We start from the raw sequence: 26349 nt of genomic DNA, 5'->3' as shown, positions 1-26349 counted from the left end.
GCCGGGCTCAGCCCCGGCGGCCGGGAACGACCAGGCCGGACTCGTAGGCCAGCACGACGAGCTGCGCGCGGTCGCGGGCGTGCAGCTTGATCATGGACCGGCTGACGTGGGTCTTGGCGGTGGCCGGGCTGATCATCATGTGCGCGGCGATCTCGTCGTTGGACAGGCCGCGGGCGACCAGCGCCGTCACCTCGCGCTCGCGGTTGGTGAGGACCTCCAGTCCGGCGGGCGAGGTCGCGGGGCGGCGGGCGACGTACTCGCCGATCAGGCGGCGGGTGATGGCGGGGGACAGCAGCGCGTCGCCGCGTGCCGCGACCCGGACCCCCTGGAGCAGGTCCGCCGGTTCGGTGTCCTTGACCAGGAACCCGCCCGCGCCCGCGCGCAGGGCGTCGAAGACGTACTCGTCCAGCCCGTAGTTGGTCAGGATCACCACGTGGACGCCGCCCAGGCGGGGGTCGGCCGCGATCCGCCGGGTCGCCTCGATGCCGTCCATCACCGGCATCTGCACATCGAGGAGCACGACGTCCGGCAGGTGCTCGCGGGCCAGCGCGACGCCCCGTTCGCCGTCGGCGGCCTCGGCGACCACCTCGATGTCCTCCTCGGCCTCCAGCAGGGCGCGGAAGCCCGCGCGGATGAGGGCCTGGTCGTCGACGAGCAGGACGCGGATCACGACGCCCCCTCCGCGGAGAGCCCGGCCCGCTCCGCACGCCCGGTCTCCTCCGGAGGGAGCCCGGTCTCCTCCAGGGGGAGTTCGGCGCGGACGGTGAAGCCGCCCTGCGGGCGGGGCCCGGCGTGCAGCCGCCCGCCGAGGGCGGTGACGCGTTCGCGCATGCCGGTCAGCCCGTTGCCGGGCGCCGGGGACGTCCCGGGGCTCGCCCGGCCGTCGTCGTCGACCTGCACGACCAGCCTGTCCAGGTGGTAGCCGATGCGCACCGAGGCCGACGCGCTCGCCGAGTGCCTGGAGACGTTGGTGAGCGCCTCCTGGACGATCCGGTAGGCGGAGTGGTCGACGGCGGCGGGCAGGGTCCGGCGCTCGCCGGTGACCGCCACCGTGGCGGTCAGGCCGGCCGCGCGGGCCCGGTCCACCAGGTCGTCGAGGCGGCCCAGGCCGCTGCCCCGCGCATCGCCGGCCGGGTCGCCGGCAGGGTCGCGCAGAACCTCCAGGGTGGCGCGCAGTTCGCGCATCGCCTCGCCGCTGGCCTCCTGGATGGCCAGCAGGGCCTCCGGCACCTCCTCACCGCGCTTGCGCGCCAGGTGCACGGCGACCCCGGCCTGCACCTTGATGATCGAGATGCTGTGGGTGAGGGAGTCGTGCAGTTCCCTGGCGATGCGCAGCCGCTCCTCGCCGGCCCGGCGCAGCGCGGCCTCCTCCCGGGTGCGCTCGGCCTCGGCCGCCCGCTGCTCGGCCTGCTCCAGGTAGGCCTGCCGGTGCCTGCTGACCGTCCCCGACACTCCGGCCGCGAGGAACCAGCCGAGCAGCAGGATCGTGCCGCGGACGGTGTCCTGAGCGGATCGCCCGCCCGCGGCGGCCGGGTCGGAGACCACGACGAGGGCGGAAGCCAGGGTGCCGCCCAGGAACGCGGCGCCGGCGGCGGCCGCGGGCAGCCGGTGGCCCGCCCGCGCCGCGGTGTGGACGGCGATCAGGACGGGGAAGGCGGCCGGCGGTCCCGGATCGCTCCCCACCGCGTAGACCAGCATGCAGGCGGTGACCGCCGCCAGCACCGCGACCGGGGCCCGGCGGCGCGCGACGAGCGCGAGCGAACCGGCCAGGACGGCCAGATGGTCGAGGGGCCCCGTACCGGGGACGGACAGCGCTCCGGCCTCCTGCAGGGCGGCGATCACCGCCGCGAGCGCCACGTCCGCCGTCCGCGGGCGCCACCCAGGGTCGAACCTCATTCCAGCACCCTAGAGCCCGCATGCGACGTCGATCATCCGTACGGCGCCGTATCTCTGTGCTACTCCCGGCGCCGTACAGCGGCCGTGCCTGCGCCCGGTGAGGTAGTCCAGGAGCCTCCCCCGGTGCGACGACCGCCGAGGCCCCGGAGGGCGACGATTCCGGTCATGGAGAGAGATGACGCACGGCGTGGCGCACGCCGTACCGGAGATCCCCCCACCGCTGTTCCCCCGACCCCTCACGGAGCCGATCCCATGTCGACACCGCGTTTCCTCCCGCTGCTCCGCACCGCGATCGTCCTGCAGGCGGTCGCGTTCCTGGTCCAGGCGATCACCGCCGGGCTGCTGCTGTCCTCGCCGGACGGGCGGATGCTGCACGGCATCTCGGCCGTCGCGGCGGTCCTCACCGGGCTGCTGCACCTGGTCGCCGCGATCCTGGTGTGGCGCCCCGGCGGCGGCCGGCCGGGCCCCATCGCCTCCGCCTCCGCCCTGCTGGTTCTCACGCTCGTGCAGATGGTCCTCGGCATGGCGCACATGAAGGCCCTTCACGTGCCGGTCGGCGTGGTGATGTTCGGGGTGAGCGTCATGCGGCTCACCCAGGTCTGGCCGGTCCGCCGGTCCGACGTGGCCGTCGCGGCATGACGGTGACGAGACGGCAGGCGCTGCGCCTGTTCGGCCTGGGGGCGGCCGTCGCGGTGTCCGGGGCCTCCGGCTGCTCCCTGCTCGGCGGGACCCCGCAGCCCAGGTTGCTGCCCAGCACCGCGCCGCTGCCCGCGCCGTTCACCGTACCGCTCCCGCTGCCGGAGGTGGCCAGGCCGTACCGGAGCGACGGCACGACGGACCACTACGAGCTGGTCCAGCGTGCGGCCGAGCTGGAGATCCTGCCCGGCCTGCGCACCCCGGTCTGGGGGTACGGCGGGAGCTTCCCCGGCCCGACGATCGAGGCGCGGAGCGGGCGCCGGACCGTCGTGCGGGTCTCCAACGGGCTCGGCGTGCCGACGGTGACGCACCTGCACGGCGGCCGGACCCCGCCGGAGTCCGACGGTTACCCGACCGACCTGGTGCGGCCCGGCTCGCGGCGGGACTACGCCTTCCCGCTCGACCAGCGGGCGGCCACGCTGTGGTACCACGACCACCGCATGGACTACACCGGGCAGCAGGTGTGGCGCGGCCTGGCGGGCTTCTTCCTCGTCGGCGACGACGAGGAGGAGGCACTGCCGCTGCCGAGGGGCGAGCGGGACGTCCCGCTGATGATCTGCGACCGCTCGTTCGCCGAGGACGGCTCGATGCCCTACCCCGGGTTCGCCGACCGGCCCGGCGTGCGCGAGCCGTACATGGGAGGGGTGCTGGGCGATGTCATCCTGGTCAACGGGGCGCCCTGGCCGGAGCTGCGGGTCGAGCGGGCGCGCTACCGCCTGCGGCTGCTCAACGGCTCGAACGCCCGGCCGTACGAGCTCTCGCTCTCGACGGGCGGAGCGGTCGTGCAGATCGGCAGCGACGGCGGCCTGCTCACGGCGCCGCGGGAGCTGCGGCGGATACGGCTGGCGCCGGGGGAGCGGGCGGACGTGGTCGTCGACTTCTCCGCCTACCGGGTCGGCGACCTGGTGGAACTGCGCAATCTCGCCGACGAGGGCCCGCAGGGCAGGGTGATGCGCTTCGCCGTCGACCGCGACGCGCGCGACGACTCGGCCATCCCGAAGACGCTCTCGCGGATCGAGCGGCTCGACCCGGCGAAGGCCGCCGCGACGAGGGACTTCGCGTTCACCAGCGGCAGCCTGCACGGCGGCGTCGGGTGGCTGATCAACGGCCATCCCTTCGACGCCGCGCGGACGGAGGCCAGGCCGAAGCTGGGCGACACCGAGATCTGGCGTCTGACCAGCGACGTCGCCCACCCCGTGCACCTGCACCTGGCGCACTTCCAGGTGCTGACAGTCAACGGCGAGCGCCCGGCGGGTCCGCCGGAGTGGAAGGACACCGTCGAGCTGCGCGAGGCACAGATCGTCGAGATCATCACCCGGTTCACCGGCTACCGCGGCCGGTACGTCATGCACTGCCACAACCTGGAGCACGAGGACATGGCCATGATGGCCAATTTCGAGGTCGTGTGAGCCGGTCCCCGGCGCGGCCCCGTCCGGGGCCGCCGATCGTTGCAGAGGAGAGGGACATGTCCGCAGGCGCCGACACGGAGCGCGAGAAGAGGTTCCACGACTTCCTCACCCGGCTCCCCCACGAGCTGGGTCTCGGCCGGGAGGACCCGGCGGAGATCCTGGACCGGTACTACACCTGCGACATCGAGTACCACAACGACGGCATCCGGCTCGACCGCGACCGGCTCATCGCCCACGTCGGTCCCGCGCGCAGGAACGGGCGCGGGCTCGAGATCGAGGTGCACGACGCGATGGTCCGCGGCGACCGGGCCGCCGCCCGCTACACCCTGCGCGCCGTCATGCGGACGGGAAAGCGCGTGGAGATGGAGATCCATCTGTTCGCGCGGTTCGCTTCCGACGGGCGCATCCGCCGCGTCGACTCGATCACCCGGACGGTGCCGCAGGGGTGAGGACCGGGGTCTCCCCGCGCATCGAGGAACGCTCTTCGGAGGTCGTGCCGGCGTCTCACCGCCGCGCCCGGACCTTTGGAGAGCGTTCTCCAATTCAGGGCGGCGACCCCGGGAACAGGGGCGCCGCGTGAGCGTCTGAGGGCCGGGAGGGCCGTCCCGCGGCCGGAGGGCCGCCGATCACGCGATAGCGGGAGCGCCCGGCCGCTTCGTCTCGCCGGGAAGGGGAGCGCTCTCCCGTGCGGGTCACGTCGCTGAGCTGGGCATACGCATCATCGATGCCAATTCGTGACCGTTCTGGCGGCGATTGTTGCGCCGAGGTCGTTGACAGGAAACCGGGTTTTAATCGACTCTCATTGGAGAGCGCTCTCCAATCCATGGAACGGCAGACCCAGGAGGACCCATGGGCGATCCCCGACCTCGGTTCTCGCCCTGATGCTCTCCGCGGTCACGGCCCTCTCCGGCGGAGACAACGCCGGCGGCACCGGCAGCACGACCGCCGACACCCCGTCACCTACCCCCCGAGGAACCACCATGCGTATGCGCAGTCTCGTCAAGGCGGGAGCGCTCCTGCTCGCCGTCTCGACCTCCATCGCCGCCTGCGGCGCCGGCGAGGGCGGAGGCGCGGCGGCCACGGAGGCCGCCGCGCCCAAGACGCTCACCTACTGGGCTTCGAACCAGGGCCCCAGCCTGGAGGCCGACGCGGAGGTGCTCAAGCCCGAGCTCGCCCGGTTCGAGAAGGAGACCGGGATCAAGGTGAACGTCGAGGTCGTGCCCTGGTCCGACCTGCTCAACCGGATCCTCGCCGCCACCACCTCGGGCAAGGGGCCGGACGTGGTCAACATCGGCAACACCTGGTCGGCCTCGCTGCAGGCCACCGGGGCCTTCGTGCCCTTCGACGACGAGCTGCTGGCCAAGCTGGGCGGCAAGGAGCGCTTCCTCGGCCCGAGCCTCGCCGCGACCGGGGCGCAGGGGCAGCCGCCCGCCGCGGTGCCGATCTACGGCATGACCTACGGCCTGATCTACAACAAGAAGATGTTCGCCGAGGCGGGGATCGAGGCCCCGCCGAAGACCTGGGACGAGCTCATCGCCACGGGCAAGAAGCTCACCAAGGACGGCAAGTGGGGCCTGGCCGTCGAGGGCGCCAGCGTCAGCGAGAACGCCCACCACGCCTTCATCTTCGGCCAGCAGCACGGCTCCGAGCTGTTCGACGCCTCCGGCAGGCCGCAGTTCGACTCCGACAAGCAGGTCGCCGCGACCAAGCAGTTCCTCGACCTGATGGCGGTCCACAAGATCGTCAACCCGAGCAACGCGGAGTACGCCAACGGCACCCAGGCCGTCCAGGACTTCACCTCGGGCAAGGCCGGAATGCTGCTGTGGCAGTCCATCACCTCCTCGGCGAAGGCGGCCGGCATGAGTGAGGACGACTACGGCGTCGCCCCGATCCCGCTCCCGGACCCGAGCCAGGGCGGCAAGCAGGTCAACGGCATGGTGGCCGGCATCAACCTGGCGATCTTCAAGCACAGCGAGAACCAGGACGCGGCCGCGGAGTTCGTCAAGTTCATGACGGGCAAGCAGGCGCAGCAGAACCTCAACAAGGCGTACGGCTCGCTGCCCACCGTCACCGACGCCTACGACGACCCGGCGTTCCAGAGCGAGCACATCAAGGCCTTCCAGCAGATCCTCGCCACCACCGCGGCGCCCCTGCCCCAGGTGCCCGAGGAGAGCCAGTTCGAGACGCTGGTCGGCACCGCGATGAACCAGCTCTTCGCGGACGTGGCCAGCGGCAAGCCGGTCACCGAGGAGCACATCAAGGCGAAGCTGACCGAGGCGAACGAGAAGATGCAGGCGGGGAGCTGACCTGCCCGGTCGCGGGGCCGGGCGGTGCCCCGCCCGGCCCCGCGACGGACCTCCTCCGGCCGGGCCCCGGCCGTTCCGCACGCGGTGACCGGACCGGTGACCGCACACGGAGCCGTTCCCGGCGCGGAAACCATGACGCGGAAACCATGACGGCGAAGCGATTCCCCCTGCCGGTCCCCCTGCCGGTCCCCCTGCCGGTCCCCCTGCCGGTCCCCCTGCCGGTCCCCCTGCCGGTCCCCCTGCCGGTCCCCCTGCCGGCGAACCGGCAGCCCCCTCGATAGGAGAACGATGGTCGTGTCCACCACGCCCCGCCCCGGCGCGCGGCGCGGGGCCCGCTCGCCGGGCGGCGGCCCGCCACGGCCCGGCAGGAGGGGCCTGGACCGCGTCACCGCACTGATCCCGGTACGGCTGCGCCGCCTGGGCCTGCCGTACCTGCTGATCCTCCCGGCGATCCTGCTGGAGCTCCTCATCCACCTGGTGCCGATGGTGGTCGGCATCGCGATGAGCTTCCTGAAGCTCACCCAGTTCTTCATCCGCAACTGGAGCGCGGCTCCGGGCGCGGGTCTGGCCAACTACGAGATCGCGGTGGACTTCGACTCCGCGGTGGGCCGCGGGCTGCTCCACTCCTTCACGGTCACCGTCGCCTTCACCCTGCTGGCGATCGGCCTGGCCTGGCTGCTGGGGACCGCCGGGGCCGTGCTGATGCAGGGGAGCTTCCGCGGGCGCGGACTGCTGCGCACGCTGTTCCTGGTCCCCTACGCGCTGCCCGCCTACGCCGCGGTGATCACCTGGAGCTTCATGTTCCAGCGCGACTCCGGCATGGTCAACCACGTCCTGGTCGACCAGCTCGGCCTGGCGGACGACCGCCCGTTCTGGCTCATCGGCGGCAACAGCTTCGTGGCCCTGCTGGTGACCTACGTCTGGCGGACCTGGCCGTTCGCCTTCCTGATGCTCATGGCCGCGCTGCAGAACATCCCGTCAGACCTCTACGAGGCCTCCGCGATCGACGGGGCCGGCTGGTGGAAGCAGCTGCGCTCGATCACGCTGCCCATGCTGCGCCCGGTCAACCAGGTCCTCGTGCTCGTGCTGTTCCTGTGGACCTTCAACGACTTCAACACGCCCTACGTGCTGTTCGGCAAGTCAGCCCCGGAAGAGGCCGACCTGATCTCCATTCACATCTACCAGAGCTCCTTCGTCACCTGGAACTTCGGCTCCGGCTCGGCGATGTCGGTGCTGCTGCTGCTGTTCCTGCTGCTGGTGACCGCGGTGTACCTGGTGGCGACCTCCCGCAGGAGGAGCGATGCGTGAGCCCCGCTGGCTGCCCTGGGCCCGCTGGATCGGCCTCGGCTCCCTGGGCCTGTTCACACTCGTCCCGCTGTACGTGATGGCGACCTCCGCCATCAAACCGCTCGGGGACGTGCAGGGCGACTTCTCCTGGATCCCCACCACGGTCACCCTGCAGCCGTTCTTCGACATGTGGCGGACCGTGCCGCTGGCCCACTACTTCGTCAACAGCCTGATCGTGGCGTCCGCCGCCTCCGTGGCGTCGGTGGTGGTGGCGATCTTCGCCGCGTACGCGATCAGCCGCTACCGCTTCCCCGGCCGGAAGATCTTCTCCATCACCGTGCTGTCCACCCAGATGTTCCCCGGGATCCTGTTCCTGCTCCCGCTGTTCATGATCTTCGCGAATCTGGGCGACCTCATCGGCCTGGAGCTGTCCGCCAGCCGTACCGGACTGATCATCACTTATCTGACCTTCTCCCTGCCGTTCGCCATCTGGATGCTGGTCGGCTATCTCGACTCCATCCCCACGGCGCTGGACGAGGCCGCCCAGGTCGACGGGAGCGGGCCGCTCGGAGCACTGCTCCGGGTGGTCATCCCCGCCGCGATGCCCGGCATCGTGGCGGTCACCATCTACGCCTTCATGACCTCGTGGGGCGAGGTGCTCTTCGCCTCGGTGATGACCGACGAGAGCACCCGCACCCTGGCCGTGGGGCTGCAGGGCTACGCGACCCAGAACGACGTCTACTGGAACCAGGTGATGGCCGCCTCGCTGGTGGTCAGCGTTCCCGTGGTCGCCGGTTTCCTGCTGCTGCAGCGCTATCTCGTACAAGGACTGACCGCGGGCGCGGTCAAGTGAGCAAGGAGACTCCGTTCATGCGCGACTTCGGCCCGGACTTCACCTGGGGCGTGGCCACCTCGGCCTATCAGATCGAGGGCGCGGCTCTGGATGACGGCCGGCTGCCGTCGATCTGGGACACCTTCAGCCGGGTCCCGGGCGCCATCGACAACGGCGACACCGGTGACGTGGCCTGCGACCACTACCACCGCTGGCGCGAGGACGTGGAGCTGCTGAGCGGCCTCGGCGTGGACGCCTACCGCTTCTCCATCGCCTGGCCCCGGGTGTTCCCCACCGGCTCGGGTCCGGTCAACCCCAAGGGCCTGGACTTCTACGACCGCCTGGTGGACCGGCTCCTGGAGGTGGGCGTCCGCCCGTTCGTCACCCTCTACCACTGGGACCTGCCCCAGGCGCTGCAGGACCTCGGCGGCTGGCCGGAGCGGGACACCGCGCTGCGCTTCGCCGAGTACGCCGCCGCGGTCGCGGGCGCGCTCGGCGACCGGGTCGCCGACTGGACCACCCTCAACGAGCCGCTCTGCTCCTCCTGGCTGGGGCACCTCGACGGTGTGATGGCGCCGGGTGTGAAGGACCTGACGGCGGCCGTACGGACCTCCTACCACCTGCACCTGGGGCACGGCCTGGCCACCCAGGCGGTCCGGGCCGCCGCCCGGCTCACCCCGTCGATCGGGATCGTCAACAACCTGAGCCCGGTGGAGAGCGCCACCGGCAGCGACGAGGACGTCGCCGCCGCGCGGCGGGCCGACGGCCACATCAACCGGTGGTGGCTCGACCCCGTCTGCGGGCGCGGCTACCCGGCGGACATGGTCGAGATCTACGGCGTCGACCTGCCCGTCCACCCGGGCGACCTGGAGACGATCGCCACGCCGCTGGACTACCACGGGGTGAACTACTACTTCCGGCAGATCATCGCCGACGACCCGGACGGCGCGGCGCCGTACTGCCGCCAGCTGGAGGTCCCCGGCGCGCCCACGACCGCGATGGGCTGGGAGGTCCACGCCGACGGGCTCCGGCAGATCCTGCACCGGCTGGCCGACGACTACGCCGTCGAGCGGATCTACGTCACCGAGAACGGCTCCGCGTGGCCGGACCGGGTCGGCCCGGACGGCGCGATCGACGACCGGGAGCGCGCCGCCTACCTGGAGGACCACCTGGCGGCCTGCGCCGAGGCGATCCGCGGCGGCGTCCCGCTGAAGGGCTACTTCGCCTGGTCCCTGCTGGACAACTTCGAGTGGGCCTACGGCTACGACAAGCGCTTCGGCCTGGTCCACGTCGACTACGGCACGCAGGAGCGCACGGTCAAGGCCAGCGGGCGCAGGTACGCGGAGCTGATCCGCGAGAGCAGGGCGGTTCCGGTCGTCTGACCCTCCCGGTACGGCGGCCGGCTCCAGGTACGGCGGGCCGCCGGGTCAGGCCGACTCCCGGACCACCAGGGTGGGCTCGAAGATCTTCGAGGTCACCGGGTGGTCCGGCTGTTCGATGTGGACCATCAGCAGCCGCGCCATCTCGGCGGCCATGTCCTCGACGGGATGGCGGACGGTGGTGAGCGGCGGGCGGCAGGCCAGGGCCGCGCTGCTGTCGTCGAAGCCCACCACGGCCACGTCGCCGGGCACCCGGCGCCCGTGCTGGCCCAGCACCACCATGGCGCCCTGGGCCATCACGTCGTTGGCCGCGAAGACGCCGTCGAGGTCGGGGTGCTCGGCCAGCAGCCGCTCCATCGCCGCCTCGCCGCTGGCGAAGGTGAAGTTGCCCTCGGCGTGGGGGATGTAGGGGTGGCCGTGCACGGCCATCGCCTCCTGGAAGCCTGCCAGGCGGTCCTGGGCGGCGGGCAGGTCGAGAGGGCCGGAGATGGTGGCCAGCCGGCGGCAGCCGCGGGCGACGAGATGGTCGGCGGCGAGCTTGCCTCCGGCCCGGTGCGCGACGTCGACGTAGCTGATCGGGATCGGCCGGACCGGCCTGGCGAAGAGCACGGCGGGCAGCGAGGCGTCGGCGAGCAGTTTGGGCAGGGTGTCCTCGGCGCTGATGGAGACCAGGATGGCCCCGTCGGCATTGCCCTGGCGCAGGTAGCCGATGACCTGGTCGCGGCTCTCCAGGGTGTCGGCGAACATCAGGATGGGATGCACGCCCAGCGGGCGCAGGTGGCCGACGACGCCGCCGGCCACGCGCCCGAAGAACGGGTCGGCGAAGACCTGGCCGGGGAACGGGTTCTCCTCGCCGCTGCCCGCCCCGGAGACGATCAGGGCGATCGCGCCCGTCCGCCGGGTGACCAGCGAGCGCGCGGCCTGGTTGGGGGCGTAGCCGGTGAGGGCGATCGCCTGCCTGACCCGCTCCTGGATCGCGGGATCGACGTTGCGGATCCCGTTGATCACCCGGGAGACCGTGGCGCGGGAGACCCCCGCCGCCCGTGCCACGTCCTCCAAGGTGGGGGGTCCCGACACGTGCGGGAGGCCATCGTTCATGGGATCTTTATAGCATGATGGGAGAGCGCTCTCCGACACCTCGTCCGGGAATGTGATCCGTGGGCCCGGCGGTGAGGGGTCACCGGTCGGCCGGGGTCCCCTGGGACGCCCTTCAGCCTCGCGGCTCCGGGGACAAAGGTGGCCGACGTGGACGGGGTGAAGCTGGCCGGGTTCCTGATCGACGCCGGCGCGGTCAACTCGCCGACGCTGCTGGAGATCGGGCGCCAGGGCGCCCACACCGACCACGCCGCCAACCCGATCTCGGTGCAGGCCGCGTTCATGAACGGCTCCGTCAAGGGCTGGGCCGCCTACAAGGTGGCCGACTCGGTGAACGTCCACGAGGGGTGGGGCATGGGCAGCTACTGCGTCTTCACCAGCGACCCGACCATCGAGGTGGACCGCGGCTTCGAGGCCCCGGTGAAGCCGGGCGTGAAGTTCCACAGCCTCCTGGCCGTCTCCCTCGGCGGCAAGGGCCGGTACAACCACGTCGTCAACGACACCGGCGACCCGGCGTACGGCGTCGAGACGATCCCCTCCACGGTCACCTCCTACCCCTGATCCCGCCGGGCGGCGGCCCCGGGGACGCTTCCCGCACCCGTCAGGCCGCCGCGGTGGACGGACCGGACCCCGCGGCCTGCTCGATCCGGTTCCGCCCGGCCCGCTTGGCGGCGTAAAGCGCCTGGTCGGCGATGTGCAGCAGGTCGTCAGCGCTCCGCCCGGAAGTGAGGGCGGCGACGCCCGCGCTGAAGGTGATCGACAGCAGGTGGCCGTCGGCCCGGATGCAGTCGGCCGCCACCTTCCGGCGCAGCTCCTCCAGCCGTGCGGACGCGTGCTCGCCCGTCACGCCGGGAAGCAGGACGACGAACTCCTCGCCGCCGTAACGCGCCACGACCTCGCCGGAGCGGGCCTCGGCGGTGAGGAGCTCGGCGAAGCGGACCAGGACCCGGTCTCCGGCGCGGTGGCCGTGACGGTCGTTGACCTGCTTGAAGTGGTCGATGTCGAGGACGGCGACGCTGAGCGGCGAGCACTCCTCCTCGGCCCGCTGCACTCCCTTGCACAGGGCGTCCATCAGATGGCGGCGGTTGTGCAGCCCGGTCAGGGTGTCCCGGACGGCCTGCTCGGCCAGGTCGGCGCGGAGCGCCTCGATGGTGCGCAGTTGCTCGGACAGCCGGGCGTTGGCCTGCTCCAGCGCGCGCCGGTGGCGGTTGAGCGCGGTGATGTCGCGGGCGACCACGGCCCAGCCGACACGGTCGCCCCGGTCGTCGCGCAGCGGGCTGACGCGCACGTTCAGGTCCAGCCCGCTGCCCCGGTAGTCCGCGTAGATCCGGTCGGTGTCGGTCCCCTCGGTGAGGGTGACGTCGCAGAGCACCTCGCTCATCGCCCGCCCGGCCAGCCGGGCGGGCAGGTCCGGCATCAGCCGGCGCACCATGCGGTCCGCCGCAGGATTGAGGTCGAGGATCCGGGACGACCGGTCCAGGGTCACGATCATGTCGTCGATCATGTCGACGACGTTCTGCCGGGCCACGGGCACCAGCTCGTGCAGGGACCGGCGGACGAAGAGCCAGTAGGACACGACCATCGTGACGCAGAACCCGACGGGGCTCAGGTCCACCCCCTGCACGGTTCCGGTCACGTTGAGGATGTTGCCGACGGTCGGGGGGACGGCGGCGAGCAGGGTGAGGCCGTACAGCACCCGCTGGCCGCGCGGGCCCCGCACCCACGCGCGGAACACCCGTGCCGTGGCGATCGTCAGCAGGACGTAGCTGTAGGCGATGTGCGCCCACGCGAGCGGGGTGTAGCCGGACGGGTCGAGGACCCCTCCGGCCGGGGGGAAGAACGAGCGGTGCCAGGGGTCGGTGGCGACCAGGGCGGTGACGAGCAGCGGTTCGACGGCCAGGAGCAGGGCGGTACGGCGCGGCAGCCGCCACCCCCGGTCGGTCAGGGCCCGGGACAGGCAGAGGAAACCCGGCGGGACGGCGGTTATGCCGAGGAACAGGAGGATCACCAGGGCGCGGGAGAGCGCGCCGTCCCCGAACGGGATCAGGAGCCCGCTCGCCAGGGACCACACCGCGATGGCCGCCGAGACGGCCGCCAGCGTGCCGACGGCGGAGGTCACGCGGCGGCGGCGCCAGGCGGTGACCGCCACCACGGTGGCCACGAGCGCCGACAGCGCGAAGAGCAGGGCCAGAGATTGCATCCCCACGTGTCCGCAGTCCTTTCGCCGTCCAGGGACCGTCACGGGACTGGTCCAACACGTCGGGGTCCCATCGGCACGGCCTGCCCCCGGCTGAGAGGTTTCCCGGCTCCCGCCCGGCGCCGTCCAGAGCCCGGCGGGGACTCCCTGAGGACGTCCTCGGGAGCAGGTCCCTCCATGCCCCGTCCGGATAGGACGAAAAGGACCGGGAAGGAGACGCGGGAGACGGGGCCCGCTGCCGTCCGCGGCATGCGGACCATCCGGCCGGGGCCCGAACGTGACAGTGAGGAAGGAACGCCATGGAAAACTCCGAGACCCGGCCGCTGGCCGTCGTGACCGGCGCCTCCAGCGGCATCGGCTACGAGCTCGCCAGGCAGTTCGCCGAGCACGGGTTCGATCTCGTCGTCGCGGCGGAGGACGAGGGCATCGTCGAGGCCGCCCGGTCGCTGGAGGAGCTCGGCGCGGCGATCTCCACCGTGCGCGTCGACCTGGCTCACCGGGACGGCGTCGAGGAGCTGTACACCCGGGCCACCGCGTCCGGCCGCCCCGTGGACGCGGTGGCGATCAACGCCGGTGTCGGGGTCAGCGGGGACTTCGCCCGCGAGACCGACCTGGACGACGAGCTGAAGCTCATCAAGCTGAACGTCGTCTCCTCGGTCCACCTGGCCAAGCGGGTGCTGCCGGACATGGTCGGCCGCGGACGGGGCCGGGTGCTGTTCACCTCCTCGATCGCCGGCACGATGCCGGGGCCGTTCCACGCGGTGTACGCCGCCTCCAAGGCATTCCTCTACTCCTTCGCCGAGGCGGTCCGCGAGGAGCTCAAGGACACCGGGGTCACCGTCACCGCCCTGCTGCCCGGTCCCACCGACACCGACTTCTTCCGCCGCGCGGGCATGGAGGACACCAAGGTGGGCGCCGGGAAGAAGGACGACCCCGCCGAGGTGGCGCGTCAGGGCTTCGAGGCGCTGATGTCGGGGGACGACCACGTCGTGGCCGGGTCGAAGAAGAACGTTCTGCAGAGCGTCGCCGGCAAGCTCATGCCCGAGACCGCCCAGGCGCGGATGACCCGGGGGATGACGGAGCCGGGTGGCGCGGACCCGTTCGAGGGGCCGGACGGGGAGCCGGGCAGGGAGTAGGACGGGGAGGAGGGCAGGGAGGAGGCGGTGCCGCCGCTCAGTAGGCGGCCCACGACCAGGCGAAGTACACCTCGTCCAGATCGCCGTGGAACTGGTCGGTCTGCTCGTCGTGGTGGCCGGCGTCCACCCGCTTGCCGCCGACCAGCGCCGATCCCTTCGGCAGTATCGGGCCCAGCCGGGTGATCGCGCGGGTGGGCGGGACGATCGCGGCGCCGGTCACCGGGTCGAGCACCCGGATCTCGAACAGCACCGGCGACAGCCGCGCGCACCGCAGCCGGTGCCAGCGCCCGACGGCGAGCCGGTAGCCGTGCGCGGGCAGCAGCACCGTGCCGGTGCCGTCCGACCACCGGCACGAGGGGCGGCCCTGGTCGACCTGGAGCTTCCACTGGCTGTGCCCGGCGCCGGCCAGGCCGAACTGCCACACGTTCATCCCGGCGGTCGGCGGGGGCTCGGCGGTCAACCGCAGGTCGGCGCCGAAGCTGAAGCGTCCCGTGCCGTCCCGCGGCATCAGCGCCTGGGAGGAGCTCGGCCGGACGACCGCCTGGGGGCAGGGCGCCGCCGGGCAGCTCCCGGCGGGAAAACGCAGGAAGAGGTCGCCGGTCCCGCCCGGCAGGGAGAGCACCCGGCCGCCGTTGGCGGTCAGGACGGCGCCGTGCCGGGCGTGGGACGTACGGTCGGCGACCAACGCGGGCGAGATCATGGAGCCGTCGTAGCGCACCTCGTCGATCCGGCGCGGAACGGCCGTGGCCGGGCCGGCGGCCATCGTCATCGCCAGCCCCGTGGCGACGGAGAGGATTCTCGCCATGACGTTCAGTGCAACAGCGATCCGCTCCCCGGTCAACGCTCCGGCGGGCCCGTCACCCGTCGGCGGCGTCCACCAGCCCCTGGACGTCGATCTTCTTCATGCCGAGCATGGCCTTCATCGCCCGGTCGGCCCTGGCCGGGTCGGGGTCGGCGAGCAGCTCGGGCAGCTTGCGCGGGACGACCTGCCAGGACAGGCCGTACCTGTCCTTGAGCCAGCCGCAGGGGCCCTCCTGTCCGCCCTCGGAGAGCTTCGCCCAGTAGTCGTCGACCTCCTCCTGCGTCTCGCAGTCGACGAGCAGCGAGACCGCCTCGGTGAACGTGAACTGCGGGCCGCCGTTCAGCGCGAGGAAGCGCTGCCCGCTGAGCTCGAACTCCACGAGCATGGCCGTGCCGGCCGGACCGGGCCCCGCCTCTCCGTGCCGCTGGACGTTCACGATGCGGGAGCCGGCGAAGACGGAGACGTAGTGTTCGGCCGCTTCCTCTGCCTGGTTGTCGAACCAGAGGTAAGTCGTGATCTTCTGCATGATCTTCTCCCTATTTCGTGTACTCCGGGCTGATGTGTTCTAGATTCGCAGTCGGCCGGAGCCGGAGGCAGTGCCACGCTCATCAGTTGGTTGTGAAGGATTCACAGTGATCAGAGTCTTGATCGCGGAGGACGTCCGCATCCTGCGTGAGACGCTGGCCGCCGTTCTGGGACTCGAGGACGACCTGGTCGTCGTCGCCGCCGTGGAACGCGGTGACCAGGTCGTTCCCGCCGCGCTGGAGTGCGAACCCGACGTGGCCGTGCTCGACATCGAGCTGCCGGGCCTGGACGGCCTGAGCGTGGCCACCCGGCTCCGCGCGGACGTGCCGGGCTGTCGCACGCTGGTTCTCACCGGCCTGGCCAAACCGGGCTACCTGCGCCGCGCGCTGCTCGCGGGCGTCAGCGGATTCCTGCTCAAGCACTCGCCGCCCGGCGAGCTGATCGAGGCCATCAGGAAGGTGGCGGCGGGCGAGCAGGTGGTGGACCAGCAGTTCGCCGTCGCCGCGCTGCGCACGGCGGACAGCCCGCTGGCCGCCCGTGAGGCCGACGTGCTGAGGATGGCGGCCACGGGCGCGGAGCCCGACGAGATCGCGGTACGGCTCTCGCTCAGCAGGGGAACGGTGCGCAACTACCTGTCGTCAGCGGTCACGAAGCTCGACGCCAGGAACCGGGTCGACGCGATCCGCATCGCCACCGACGAGGGCTGGCTGTAGGGGCGCCTCGGCCACCAGGGCGTAGTCGTCCCCCGTCGCCTCGATCCGCAGCCGCCCGCCCAGTTCGCCGAGCCGGTCCGTGAGGTTGCCGATCCCCGCCCCGGACCGGTGACCGGGCGCACCGTCCCCGGCGGCCCGCGACGGTGCGGCCGTCGCCCCGTCATTGGCGAGGCGGAGCCGTACCCCCCGGTCGTCCGCCGTCACCTCCAGCGTGCAGCGGCGCGCGTCGCTGTGCCGCAGCATGTTGGTCACCCCCTCGCGCAGCACCGCCGCGAGCGCGGTGTCCACCGGGCCGGGCAGCGCGGCGTCCGTGACCGTCCCGGTGACCTCGACGCCGGCGGCCCTCAGCACGGCACGGGCGGAGGCCGTCTCGGTGGCGAGGGAGATCTCGCTGTAGCCGGAGGCGACGGAGCCGATGTCGGCCAGCACCCGGCGGGCCGCGTCGAGCCCCTCGGACAGCTCGCGCCCGGCGGCCTCCGCGTCCCTGCCCAGCAGGCGGAAGGCCAATTCCGCCTTGAGCACCACCACGGACAGGCCGTAGCCCAGCAGGTCATGCAGGTCGCGTGCGAACCGCAGCCGTTCGCGCGCCACCCCGGCCCGGGCCAGCTCCGCGCGGGCCGCGCGCAGTTCGGCGGTCAGCCCGGCCATCCGCCACAGCGCGTAGACGATGATCGCCCGCTCGGCGGTGTACACCACGCCGTAGACCACGTCCAGCAGGTTGCCCGCGTGCCCGCTGACCAACAGGTGGAAGGCCGCGTCCCCGGACGTCACCCCCGCCGCCGCGATCCACCGGAGCGGGCCGCGCAGGAGCACGATGACGGCGCCGGCCAGGAAGGTGGCGACGTACCACAGCTCCGGGCCGAGCACCGCCGCCGGTACGTAGGTGAGGGCCGCCAGCGCGGCCAGCGTCCGGAGCCGGCCCCTGCCGCCGCCCAGGCAGGCGTACAGGAGCAGCAGGACGAACGCGGTCAGCGCCGACGCGAACAGCGCGACCTGTCCGGCGGGGAGCTGCAGGCGCAGGACGTGGCGCACCTCGCGCGGCACGATCATGAGCACCGCGGTCGCGGTCACGAGCACCGCCACCGTCCGCGTGGTGAGGTCACCCGCCACCGCCCGCGCGGCCGAGGCCGTCACCGCGCTCTCGCGGTGGGCATGCGAGACCCATCTGACCTCGGACAGCGCCGTACGCGCCGTGGCCAGGCCCTCCTCAAGCTCCTGCCGCGCCCTGCCGGAGCCGGGAGCCTCCAGTACGGCCTCGCCGTGCCGCACGACCCGCTCCAGGCCGGCGCCGATCCGCTGGTTGAGCTGCTCGGCGAAGGCCAGCCGCTCCCCGGCCACGGCGGCGGCGGCCAGAGCGGCCTGCGTGCCGCGCAGGTCGGTGATCAGGTCGGCCAGCCGCACCACGCCGTACAGGGCGACGCCGACGAACGCGGCCTGGCCGACGACGAGGTAGAGCGCCTCGCCCACCGTCGGCCGCACGGTGAGCGCGGACAGGAACTGCGCGGCCAGAACCAGCGCGAACCCGCCCCACCGCGCCCACGGCCGCCGGATCAGCAGCAGGACGGCGGCCGCCAGGAAACCGGTGTTGCCGTACCAGGTGCCCGCGAACCAGGCCAGTCCCGCGGCGGTGAGCACCACCTGGGCCGCGAGCGTCCACGGCCAGCCGCGCGGCCTGCGGCCGTCGGCCCGCCGCACGCAGTTACGCAGGTGCAGGCCGAACAGGGCCGCCAGCATGGCGAAGGCCAGGACCTCGCGCGCGGGACCGTCCTCGGCGTAGACGATGCCGATGACCCCGCCGAAGGCGAAGCCGGCGCTGACGACCACGGCCACGCGCTGCGCCAGCCGTACGGCCTGTTCGTCCATCCCCCGGGCCTCCGCTCTCCCCTGCTGAGCTCACGATGGACTGCGGAGATCACTTTTCATAGACGTTTCCCGACGCGCGTGGGAGGTCCGCCGCCTCGCCGCCGATGGCGGATCCGGTGCCGGAGGCGTGGACGTCGCCGTCGGAGCAGGGAAACTCGCATGTACGATGATTTGCCGGTAATTCAGCTCGCTGATGCCCATAAAAACTGTATCTGCCCCCAGGATCTGCTGAGGTAGAGTGCGGGTCGTGACGACATTCCGGATCAGCGAGGCCGCCACGCTGCTCGGCGTCAGCGCCGACACCGTCCGGCGCTGGGTGGACACCGGCCGGCTCCCGGCGCGGCGCGACGGCCAGAGCCACCGCCGGATCGACGGCGCGGACCTGGCCGCCTTCGCCCGCGCCCAGATCGAGGCCGAGGACGGCAGGGAGCGTTCCTCGGCGCGCAACCGGCTGCGCGGGATCGTGACCGAGGTGGTCCGGGACGCGGTGATGGCGCAGGTCGAGATCGCCGCCGGGCCGTTCCGGGTGGTGTCGCTGATGAGCCGCCAGGCCGCCGACGAGCTGGGCCTGGAGCCGGGGGTGGTGGCGGTCGCCGTGATCAAGTCCACCAACGTCGTCGTGGAGATCCCCGACCATGCGCGCGCCGCGAGTCATTAGGAGTGCCGTGAGGCCGAAACGCCTGTCCCGCTGGACTGCGGCCGTTCCCCTCGCCTTGGCCCTGGCGGTGGGTGCGGCGGCCTGTGGTGCCGCTCCCACCCCCGCGGGCCCGGGTTCCGGCTCCGCTCCTCCCGCGGCCGGCGCCAGGACGCTGACGGTGTTCGCCGCGGCCTCGCTCACCGGCGCCTTCACCGAGCTGGGCAGGACGTTCGAAGCGGCGCACCCGGGCACCACGGTGCGCTTCAACTTCGGCTCCAGCGCCACCCTGGCCCAGCAGATCGTCCAGGGCGCCCCGGCCGACGTGTTCGCCGCGGCCAGCCCGGCCACCATGAAGACCGTCACCGACGCCTCCCTGGCGGGCGAGCCGGCCGTCTTCGCGCGCAACAAGTTGCAGATCGCCGTCCCGGCCGGCAACCCGGCCGGGATCGACGAGCTGAAGGACCTGGCCGACGCCCGGGTCAAGGTCGCGCTGTGCGCCGCGCAGGTGCCCTGCGGCGCCGCGGCCGTCAAGGCCCTCGACGCGGCCGGGCTGACGGTCACCCCCGTCACGCTGGAACAGGACGTCAAGGCCACCCTCACCAAGGCCGCGCTCGGCGAGGTCGACGCCGCCCTGGTCTACGCCACCGACGTGCTGGCCTCCGGCGGCAAGGTCCGGGGCATCGCCTTCCCCGAGGCCGACGAGGCGATCAACGACTATCCCGTCGCCGCGCTGTCCGGGGCCCCGGCCGGCGACCTGGCCCGGCGGTTCGTCGACCTGGTGCTGTCGCAGCGGGGCGGGGACGTGCTGACCAGGGCCGGCTTCGAGGCGCCCTGAGCCGTGACGACCTCCCCCACGCCCGTCCGGGGCCGCGCCCGCGGCCCCGAACCGGCCGGCGTCCCCGGACGCCCGCCGTGGCCGCTGCTGGTGCCCGCGCTGGCGGGCATCGCCTTCCTGGTGCTGCCGCTGGCCGGACTGCTGGTCCGCGCCCCCTGGTCCACGCTGCCGCAGCGGCTGGCCGAGCCGCAGGTCCTGCAGGCGCTGCGGTTGTCGCTGGTGACCGCGACCGTCGCCACCGGGGTCTGCCTGCTGCTCGGGGTGCCGCTGGCCTGGCTGCTGGCCCGCACCGACTTCCCGGGTCGCCGCCTGCTGCGCGCGCTGATCACCGTTCCGCTGGTGCTGCCCCCGGTGGTGGGCGGTGTCGCGCTGCTGCTCGTGCTGGGCCGGCGCGGCCTGGTCGGCCAGTGGCTGGAGTCCGCCTTCGGGATCTCGCTGCCCTTCACCACCGCCGGGGTCGTCGTCGCCGAGGCGTTCGTGGCGATGCCGTTCCTGGTGATCAGCGTCGAGGGCGCGCTGCGCGCCGCCGACCCGCGCTTCGAGGAGGCCGCCGCCACCCTGGGCGCCTCCCGCTGGACGGTCTTCCGCCGGGTCACCCTGCCGCTGATCGCCCCCGGGGTGCTGGCCGGAGCGGTGCTGTGCTGGGCCCGCGCGCTGGGCGAGTTCGGCGCGACCATCACCTTCGCCGGCAACTTCCCCGGCAGCACCCAGACCATGCCGCTGGCGGTCTACCTCGCCCTGGAGACCGACCCCGAGGCGGCCGTCGTGCTCAGCCTCGTGCTGCTGGCCGTCTCCGTGCTCATCCTGGCCGGCCTGCGGGAGCGGTGGGTGAACAGGGTGGGCGGGTGAGCAGAGGACGCCGCCTGCGAATGGCTCGACGCCCGCCGCAGCGGCACCGAGGAGACGTCCGTTCCACGCCCAAGGAGCACCGATGAGCCTCCGCGCCCGCCTGGTCGTCGAGCGGCCCGCCTTCCGGCTCGACGCCGACCTCGACGTGGCGGCGGGGGAGGTGATCGCGCTGCTCGGCCCCAACGGCGCCGGCAAGACCACCGCGCTGCGCGCCCTGGCCGGGCTCACCCCGCTGACCGCGGGGAGCATCGAGCTCGACGGCCGTCCGGTGCACACCCTGCCCGCCGAACGCCGCCCGGTCGGTGTGGTCTTCCAGGACTACCTGCTGTTCCCGCACCTGTCCGCGCTGGAGAACGTCGCCTTCGGCCCCCGCTGCCACGGCGTCCCCAGAGCCGAGGCCCGCCGTACGGCAGCCGCCCTGCTGGAACGCGTCGGCCTGGCCGGGCACGCCTCCGCCAAACCCCGGCAGCTCTCCGGCGGGCAGGCCCAGCGCGTCGCCCTGGCCCGGGCCCTGGCCGTACGGCCGCGCCTGCTGCTGCTGGACGAGCCGCTGGCCGCCCTCGACGCCCACACCCGCCTGGAGATCCGCTCCGGGCTCCGCCGCCACCTGGCCGACTTCGACGGCGCCACCGTCCTGGTCACCCACGACCCGCTGGACGCCATGGTCCTGGCCGACCGGCTGGTCGTCATCGAGGGCGGCGCCGTCGTGCAGCGGGGCACCTCCGCCGAGGTCGCCCGCCGCCCGCGCACCGACTACGTCGCCCGGCTGGTCGGCCTCAACCTGTACCGCGGCACCGCCGACGGACCGGAGGCCAGGGTGGGAGACGTCGTGTTCAGCGTGACCCAGCGCCTGCACGGGCCGGTGTTCGTCGCCTTCTCGCCCGCGGCCGTCGCCCTGTACCGCTCCCGCCCGGACGGCAGCCCGCGCAACCTGTGGCGGGGCCGCATCGACGGCATCGAGCGGTACGGCGACAACATCCGCGTGCACCTGGAGGGGCCGATCACGGCCTCCGCCGACGTCACCCCCGCCGCCGTGGCCGACCTCGACCTGAGTCCCGGGCAGGAGATCTGGGCGGCGGTCAAGGCCGCCGAGACCCACGCCTACCCCGCGTGAGCGGTCACGGTGTCCGGGCCCGCCGCCCGGCGGAGGCCCTCCTCCGCCGGGTCAGGAGCCGGAAGGCCCTCAGCCCGAGCCAGATCAGTGCGGCCGTCACGCCGACCAGGAGATACTCGACCACGGGGATGCGGACGACCTCGTGGACCGAGCCGAGACCGCGGGCGCCGTACACCACCAGGACGGCACCGGCGTAACAGGCGGCGAACAGCCATCTGGTGGCCGTGGACAGCCCGAGGCCGTGCATCTGCGTGATCAGGAAGATGCCGAGGAAGCCGAACAGGAACATCGGCCAGGCGCCGCCGGGACCGCCGGTCATGACGGCCACGAGGGTGCCGTGCACCGCCACCGTGATCTCCAGGGTGAAGGTCCACCGGCGGTCGGTGTGCGCCCGGGTCAGGAAGAGGCTGCCCTGCAGCAGGAGCAGGAACATGTAGAAGAAGCCGATCAGGTGCCCGCTGGTGGCCTCCATGGGGTGGTACCAGAAGGTGTAGACGGCGGCCCAGCTGAACAGGTAGCCGTGGTACGTGCGGGCGAACCCCGTCACCTCGTCGCGGATGGGCGCCGGCCTGCCCAGGAACAGGCCCCGGCGCCGGTTCTCCATCAGCAGGACCACGACCAGCAGCAGGACGACCGAGCCCTGCGAGCTGAAGATCGACACGTCCTGGGCGAGGCCGTCGTAGAACAGGTGGGTCTGCACGGTGTGCAGGAGGACGAAGCCGAAGTTCACGGCCAGCGCCACGACGTTGACGGCGTGCAGGCCGGAGGCGGGGCGGCGGACCCGGGTCTGGGCGTAGTAGATCAGCCCCCAGATCGACGCCTGGTGGGCGGCGTAGCCGAGCCAGGCCGAGGCGCGGGTCCAGGCGGTCGGTTCGGGCAGCTTCCAGTAGTACCAGGACGCGCCCTGATCCGGCAGGAGGCGGATGCCGTGCAGGCGCTGACCGAGCAGCCACACCAGGCCGGTGAGTACGGCGCTGGCCGCTATCCCGATGACCAGGACGCGGTGGGCGTCTCTTCGCCTCGAATCGTTCAGCACGCTGACCATTGTGCAATCAATCAGCTTGCTGAACAATCGGGGGAGGTGAGGGGACGGTTCTGGGACAATGATCCGGTGGCAGCAGGAGACGAGCGGTATGTCGCGCGGCACCCGGACGCGGTGCGCGCCGACATCCGCTCCTGGCCCACCGGCCGCCTGCTCTCGGTGGCCGCCCGCGTGGTGGAAGGGCGCTTCCACGAGTTCCTGGCGGCCCGCGGTCTCACCCACGCGGGCCTGATCGCCCTGCACCACGCGGCCGAGGGGCGGCTGCCCCAGCGCGAGCTCGCCGCGTTGTGCCGGGTGACCGACCAGACGATGAGCCGGACGGTCGAGCACCTGCGGCGGTCCGGCTACGTGGTCAAGGAGACGGACGCGCGCGACCGGCGCCGGACCCTCATCGAGGTCACCGCCGCCGGGCTGCGGGTGCTGGCGGAGGCGCGCCGGCAGGAACGCGACTCCGACGGCCTGTTCGGCGAGCTGGAAGACTACGCCGTCTTCCGTGAGCAGCTGATCAGGCTGATCAGCGCGATCTGAGCCGCCGCGCGGCGGGCGTCCGGCTCCTTCCGTCGGACTCTTCGGATTGCGGAGGTGCGGACCCTGTGAAGACGGTCCCTGTGAAGACGATCGTGGTGACCGGCGGCTCCCGGGGCATCGGCCTCGGGCTGGTCCGGTCCTTCCTGGCACGCGGCCACCGGGTGGCGCTGTGCGGCAGCCGGGCCGGCTCGGTGCGTGAGGCGGCCGCCGAACTCGACGTCCTGGCGATGGTCGCCGACGTCACCGACCGCGCCCAGGTCCAGTCGTTGTGGGACGCCGCCGTCGAGCGCTACGGCCGGGTCGACATCTGGATCAACAACGCCGGCGTCTCCCACAGCCGCGCCCCGCTGTGGCGGCTCCCCGCCGGACAGGCCCGGTCGGTCGTGGAGGTGAACCTCCTCGGCGCTCTCAACGGCTCCGCGGTCGCCCTGGCGGGCATGGTCGCCCAGGGGAGCGGCCACCTGTGGAACATGGAAGGGCTCGGCAGCGACGGCCGTACGGTGCCGGGGCTCAGCGTGTACGGCGCGAGCAAGCGGGCGCTCACCCACCTGACCCGCTCCCTGGCCGAGGAGGTGCCGCCCGGGGTCTCGGTCGGGCTGCTCAGCCCCGGCATGGTGGTCACCGACCTGCTCACCCGCGGCTACAGCCCCGAGGAGCTGGAGAAGGCCAAGAAGGTCTTCAACATCCTGGCCGACCGGGTCGAGACCGTCGCCCCCTGGCTGGCCGAGCGGGCGATCACCCGCGCCCGCAACGGCGCCCACGTGCGCCGGCTCACCCCGGCCGGAGCCGCGGTCCGCTTCGCCCTCGCCCCGTTCCGCAGGCGCGAGCTGTTCACCGACTGAGGAGACCGGCGTACGGCGCCGACCCTCCGGTCCTGTTTCGCCATTCCATTAGCTTTTGTGCTGATAAGGAAGCTATTGCAGGATTAAGGGATTTTTGTGAATCCAGTGCTGGTATGAGCGATATAGGTGTCGTTCGGGCATTGGAGTGAACAGCCCGTCGTGTCCGAGGAGCTCGGCAAGCTTCCGGACGCGGCCCATCGACCCCGCGCCGTCGGTGCAGACGCCACGGGAGATCTCGCGGGTGGGCGCCGCCGGCATGAGATCCACGATTCCTCGGCAGCCGTGCGCAGGAGGCGTGATGCCCCGGACGGGGCCGTCGGCGGCGTGCGGGGACGAGAAGAGGGGGGCGGCGCGATGAAGTCCATCGAGCTGTTGGAGGAGCGGCAGACCGAGACGGCTGCGCGGCGGGTGGCGGAGCGTGCCGCGAAACGGCACGAGCACGAGTCGATGCTCGCGTTGCCGGGTGGTCTGGCCGCCGCGGACACCCAGGAGCGGATCGGCAAACGCATCGACCGGCTCAGCCGGTTCTACGGCGACAGCGACCTGATCGAACGCGACGCGCCCGGAGCGGACGCGCAGCTCGAGAAGATCATCAACACCGCGGACTTCGTGGGTGTGCGCTACCTCGATGCCGGAGTGGCCGCGGCACGTGCCGTGGGGCGGGTGAACATCCGCGACGGCCATGGACGGCTGGCGGGCTTCGGCACCGGGTCGCTGGTGTCCCCGGTGCTGCTGCTGACCAACCACCACGTGCTGCCCGACGCCGACACGGCCCGCAACAGCCTGATCGAGTTCAACTACCAGGACGGGATCGACGGCAGGCCGCTGAGCACCATGGTGCACCCGCTCGATCCGGACCGGTTCTTCCTGGCCGACGACGAGCTCGACTTCGCCCTGGTCGCCGTCCGCGCACCGGTCGCCGAGCTGGCGGTGCTCGGGTTCAACCGGCTGATCGAGTCCGAGGGCAAGGCGATCGTCGGCGAGTTCGTCACGATCGTGCAGCACCCGCGCGGGGAGAAGAAGCAGGTGGCTCTCCGCGAGAACCGGGTCGTCGACATCCTCGACCGGTTCCTGCACTACGTGGCCGACACCGAACCGGGATCGTCCGGCTCGCCGGTGTTCAACGACCAGTGGGAGATCGTCGCGCTCCATCACGCGGCCGTGCCGGTGGCCGACGACGGCTTCGGGAAGTTCGTCAACGAGGGGATCCGGATCAGCCGGATCTGCCTGTTCGTGCGCGGGGCGTCCCTGCCGCCGGCGCAGCGCGCGCTCGCCGACCAGCTCTTCGTCTCCGGGCGGACCGAGCTCGTGACCCCCGCCCTGCCCCCGTCGGTGTCCCCGGTGACGTCCCCGCTGGTGTCCCCGGTGGCGCCCCCGTCCCCGGACGGCGCGGCGCCGGCGGCCTTCGCCGTGACGGGCTCCCGGCCCGCGCGGGACGGCGAGATCACGATCTCGGTCCCGCTGGAGGTCACGGTCCGGCTCGAAAGCCCGGCCCCGGTGACGACCGAGGCGGCCGCGATCGACCCCGACTACGCCGGGCGCGGAGGCTACGACCCGGCGTTCCTGGCCCATCCGCTTCCGTTGCCCGTCCCGTCACCCGAACTGGCCGCGGTCGCCTCCGCCGAACTGCGCTACCACCACTTCAGCGTCGTCATGCACCGTCAGCGGCGGCTCGCGCTGTTCACCGCCTGCAACATCGACGGGAAGCTCTCCCAGCGCCCGAGGCGGGAGAGCGACCGCTGGATCTTCGACCCGCGGATACCGGCCGAGGAGCAGACCGGCGAGGCCGTCTACCGCGACAACGACCTGGACCGCGGGCACCTGGTGCGCCGCCTCGACCCCGCCTGGGGCACGACCGACGTCCAGGCCAGGGCGGCCAACGACGACACCTTCCACTTCACCAACTCCACGCCCCAGCACCACGCCTTCAACGCGGGCCAGACCTTGTGGCTCGGGCTGGAGGACTACGTGCTGAACAACGCCGACACCCACGACCTGGCCGTCAGCGTGTTCACCGGGCCGGTTCTGGCCGACGACGACGACACCTATCGCGGTGTCCAGCTGCCGCGCCAGTTCTGGAAGATCATCGCGATGGTCAAGGAGTCCGGCGCCCTGTCCGTGACCGGCTACCTCCTCAGCCAGGCCGCCCTGATCGACGAACTGCCCACCGAGGAGTCGTTCTCCTACGGCGCCTACCGGACGTTCCAGGTCCCCGTACGGAGCATCGCCAACCTCACCGGCCTGCGCCTCGATCCGCACATCGAGGCCGACCCGCTCGAACGGCTGGAGATCGCATCCTCGCCCCGCGAGCTCGCCCGTCCCGAAGACCTGCTGCTCTGACCGGGACCGGGACACCGCTCTGCTTC

The 26349-nt window shown here is 72.4% G+C and carries 24 protein-coding genes and 1 pseudogene; 17 read left to right on the top strand and 8 right to left on the bottom strand.

Annotation, left to right across the window (positions count from 1 at the left end; translation table 11 throughout):
- Nucleotides 1-7: 7 nt before the first annotated feature.
- The gene (locus tag HS041_RS02710) at nucleotides 8-670 is read right to left on the bottom strand and encodes a response regulator (RefSeq protein ID WP_196438935.1); all 663 of its coding nucleotides are present in this window, start codon (nucleotides 668-670) and stop codon (nucleotides 8-10) included.
- Nucleotides 667-1896 carry a sensor histidine kinase gene (locus tag HS041_RS02705; RefSeq protein WP_196438934.1) on the bottom strand — a complete coding sequence of 410 codons (1230 nt, stop codon included), beginning with the start codon at nucleotides 1894-1896 and terminating at the stop codon, nucleotides 667-669. The genes HS041_RS02710 and HS041_RS02705 overlap by 4 nt, the downstream gene beginning before the upstream one ends.
- 252 nt (nucleotides 1897-2148) lie before the next feature.
- Between HS041_RS02705 and HS041_RS02700 the strand changes: the two genes are divergently transcribed.
- The 7 genes from HS041_RS02700 to HS041_RS02670 all read left to right on the top strand — a co-directional run bounded on the left by HS041_RS02700 (nucleotide 2149) and on the right by HS041_RS02670 (nucleotide 9808).
- Nucleotides 2149-2535 carry a hypothetical protein gene (locus tag HS041_RS02700; RefSeq protein WP_196438933.1) on the top strand — a complete coding sequence of 129 codons (387 nt, stop codon included), beginning with the start codon at nucleotides 2149-2151 and terminating at the stop codon, nucleotides 2533-2535.
- Nucleotides 2532-4001 (top strand): multicopper oxidase family protein, encoded by a 1470-nt coding sequence (locus tag HS041_RS02695; protein ID WP_196438932.1) that lies wholly within the window; start codon nucleotides 2532-2534, stop codon nucleotides 3999-4001. The genes HS041_RS02700 and HS041_RS02695 overlap by 4 nt, the downstream gene beginning before the upstream one ends.
- 56 nt (nucleotides 4002-4057) lie before the next feature.
- Complete coding sequence (locus tag HS041_RS02690) at nucleotides 4058-4450, top strand: nuclear transport factor 2 family protein (RefSeq protein ID WP_196438931.1); 393 nt, start codon at nucleotides 4058-4060, stop codon at nucleotides 4448-4450.
- 531 nt (nucleotides 4451-4981) lie between these two features.
- Nucleotides 4982-6307 (top strand): extracellular solute-binding protein, encoded by a 1326-nt coding sequence (locus HS041_RS02685; protein ID WP_196438930.1) that lies wholly within the window; start codon nucleotides 4982-4984, stop codon nucleotides 6305-6307.
- Nucleotides 6308-6601: 294 nt separating this feature from the next.
- Nucleotides 6602-7615: a carbohydrate ABC transporter permease gene (locus HS041_RS02680; RefSeq protein WP_307845143.1), complete on the top strand. Its 1014-nt coding sequence runs from the start codon at nucleotides 6602-6604 to the stop codon at nucleotides 7613-7615.
- A complete protein-coding gene (locus HS041_RS02675) occupies nucleotides 7608-8447 on the top strand; it encodes a carbohydrate ABC transporter permease (RefSeq protein ID WP_196438928.1) in 840 nt (279 codons plus the stop codon). The genes HS041_RS02680 and HS041_RS02675 overlap by 8 nt, the downstream gene beginning before the upstream one ends.
- Before the next feature lie 17 nt (nucleotides 8448-8464).
- The gene (locus tag HS041_RS02670; RefSeq protein ID WP_196438927.1) at nucleotides 8465-9808 is read left to right on the top strand and encodes a GH1 family beta-glucosidase; all 1344 of its coding nucleotides are present in this window, start codon (nucleotides 8465-8467) and stop codon (nucleotides 9806-9808) included.
- A 45-nt stretch (nucleotides 9809-9853) separates the two neighbouring features.
- Here HS041_RS02670 and HS041_RS02665 read toward each other — a convergent pair whose 3' ends face one another.
- Entirely contained in the window at nucleotides 9854-10903 is a 1050-nt protein-coding gene (locus HS041_RS02665; RefSeq protein ID WP_196438926.1) for a LacI family DNA-binding transcriptional regulator, read from the bottom strand.
- A gap of 135 nt (nucleotides 10904-11038) precedes the next feature.
- Between HS041_RS02665 and HS041_RS02660 the strand changes: the two are divergent.
- Nucleotides 11039-11461, top strand: a pseudogene (locus tag HS041_RS02660) (pectate lyase-like domain-containing protein); the annotation flags it as partial.
- Nucleotides 11462-11501: 40 nt separating this feature from the next.
- Here the strand turns inward: HS041_RS02660 and HS041_RS02655 are convergent.
- Complete coding sequence (locus HS041_RS02655; RefSeq protein ID WP_230878639.1) at nucleotides 11502-13100, bottom strand: histidine kinase N-terminal 7TM domain-containing diguanylate cyclase; 1599 nt, start codon at nucleotides 13098-13100, stop codon at nucleotides 11502-11504.
- 296 nt (nucleotides 13101-13396) lie between these two features.
- Between HS041_RS02655 and HS041_RS02650 the strand changes: the two genes are divergently transcribed.
- Complete coding sequence (locus tag HS041_RS02650) at nucleotides 13397-14233, top strand: SDR family NAD(P)-dependent oxidoreductase (RefSeq protein WP_196438923.1); 837 nt, start codon at nucleotides 13397-13399, stop codon at nucleotides 14231-14233.
- A 37-nt stretch (nucleotides 14234-14270) separates the two neighbouring features.
- Here HS041_RS02650 and HS041_RS02645 read toward each other — a convergent pair whose 3' ends face one another.
- Nucleotides 14271-15038 (bottom strand): LamG domain-containing protein, encoded by a 768-nt coding sequence (locus HS041_RS02645; protein WP_196438922.1) that lies wholly within the window; start codon nucleotides 15036-15038, stop codon nucleotides 14271-14273.
- A 52-nt stretch (nucleotides 15039-15090) separates the two neighbouring features.
- Entirely contained in the window at nucleotides 15091-15561 is a 471-nt protein-coding gene (locus HS041_RS02640; protein WP_196438921.1) for a VOC family protein, read from the bottom strand.
- A 106-nt stretch (nucleotides 15562-15667) separates the two neighbouring features.
- On the opposite strand from HS041_RS02640, the gene HS041_RS02635 reads away from it, so the two are divergent.
- Nucleotides 15668-16273, top strand: a complete 606-nt coding sequence (locus tag HS041_RS02635) for a response regulator transcription factor (protein WP_196438920.1) — start codon at nucleotides 15668-15670, stop codon at nucleotides 16271-16273.
- On the opposite strand, the gene HS041_RS02630 is transcribed toward HS041_RS02635, so the two are convergent.
- On the bottom strand, nucleotides 16199-18136 hold the full coding sequence (locus HS041_RS02630; RefSeq protein WP_196438919.1) for a histidine kinase: 1938 nt from the start codon (nucleotides 18134-18136) through the stop codon (nucleotides 16199-16201). The genes HS041_RS02635 and HS041_RS02630 overlap by 75 nt on opposite strands.
- Nucleotides 18137-18383: 247 nt before the next feature.
- Between HS041_RS02630 and HS041_RS02625 the strand changes: the two genes are divergently transcribed.
- From HS041_RS02625 to HS041_RS02610, 4 genes are all read left to right on the top strand, one after another.
- The gene (locus tag HS041_RS02625; protein WP_196438918.1) at nucleotides 18384-18794 is read left to right on the top strand and encodes a TOBE domain-containing protein; all 411 of its coding nucleotides are present in this window, start codon (nucleotides 18384-18386) and stop codon (nucleotides 18792-18794) included.
- A complete protein-coding gene (modA, locus tag HS041_RS02620; protein ID WP_196438917.1) occupies nucleotides 18772-19608 on the top strand; it encodes a molybdate ABC transporter substrate-binding protein in 837 nt (278 codons plus the stop codon). The genes HS041_RS02625 and modA overlap by 23 nt, the downstream gene beginning before the upstream one ends.
- A 3-nt stretch (nucleotides 19609-19611) precedes the next feature.
- The gene (locus HS041_RS02615; protein WP_196438916.1) at nucleotides 19612-20457 is read left to right on the top strand and encodes an ABC transporter permease; all 846 of its coding nucleotides are present in this window, start codon (nucleotides 19612-19614) and stop codon (nucleotides 20455-20457) included.
- An 82-nt stretch (nucleotides 20458-20539) separates the two neighbouring features.
- Nucleotides 20540-21571 carry an ABC transporter ATP-binding protein gene (locus tag HS041_RS02610; protein WP_196438915.1) on the top strand — a complete coding sequence of 344 codons (1032 nt, stop codon included), beginning with the start codon at nucleotides 20540-20542 and terminating at the stop codon, nucleotides 21569-21571.
- A gap of 4 nt (nucleotides 21572-21575) precedes the next feature.
- On the opposite strand, the gene HS041_RS02605 is transcribed toward HS041_RS02610, so the two are convergent.
- Entirely contained in the window at nucleotides 21576-22616 is a 1041-nt protein-coding gene (locus HS041_RS02605) for a hypothetical protein (protein WP_196438914.1), read from the bottom strand.
- 66 nt (nucleotides 22617-22682) lie between these two features.
- Here HS041_RS02605 and HS041_RS39900 point away from each other — a divergent pair, with 66 nt between their 5' ends.
- From HS041_RS39900 to HS041_RS02590, 3 genes are all read left to right on the top strand, one after another.
- Nucleotides 22683-23141, top strand: a complete 459-nt coding sequence (locus tag HS041_RS39900; protein WP_307845141.1) for a MarR family winged helix-turn-helix transcriptional regulator — start codon at nucleotides 22683-22685, stop codon at nucleotides 23139-23141.
- Nucleotides 23142-23206: 65 nt separating this feature from the next.
- Complete coding sequence (locus HS041_RS02595) at nucleotides 23207-23983, top strand: SDR family oxidoreductase (RefSeq protein WP_307845140.1); 777 nt, start codon at nucleotides 23207-23209, stop codon at nucleotides 23981-23983.
- 354 nt (nucleotides 23984-24337) lie between these two features.
- A complete protein-coding gene (locus HS041_RS02590; RefSeq protein WP_196438913.1) occupies nucleotides 24338-26323 on the top strand; it encodes a DNA/RNA non-specific endonuclease in 1986 nt (661 codons plus the stop codon).
- The last annotated feature ends 26 nt before the right edge of the window (nucleotides 26324-26349 follow it).

The organism is Planomonospora sp. ID67723, from assembly GCF_015711605.1.
Classification (GTDB): domain Bacteria; phylum Actinomycetota; class Actinomycetes; order Streptosporangiales; family Streptosporangiaceae; genus Planomonospora_A.
Note: the sequence above shows the minus strand (reverse complement) of the source record. Positions and strands in the feature narration are given on the sequence as shown.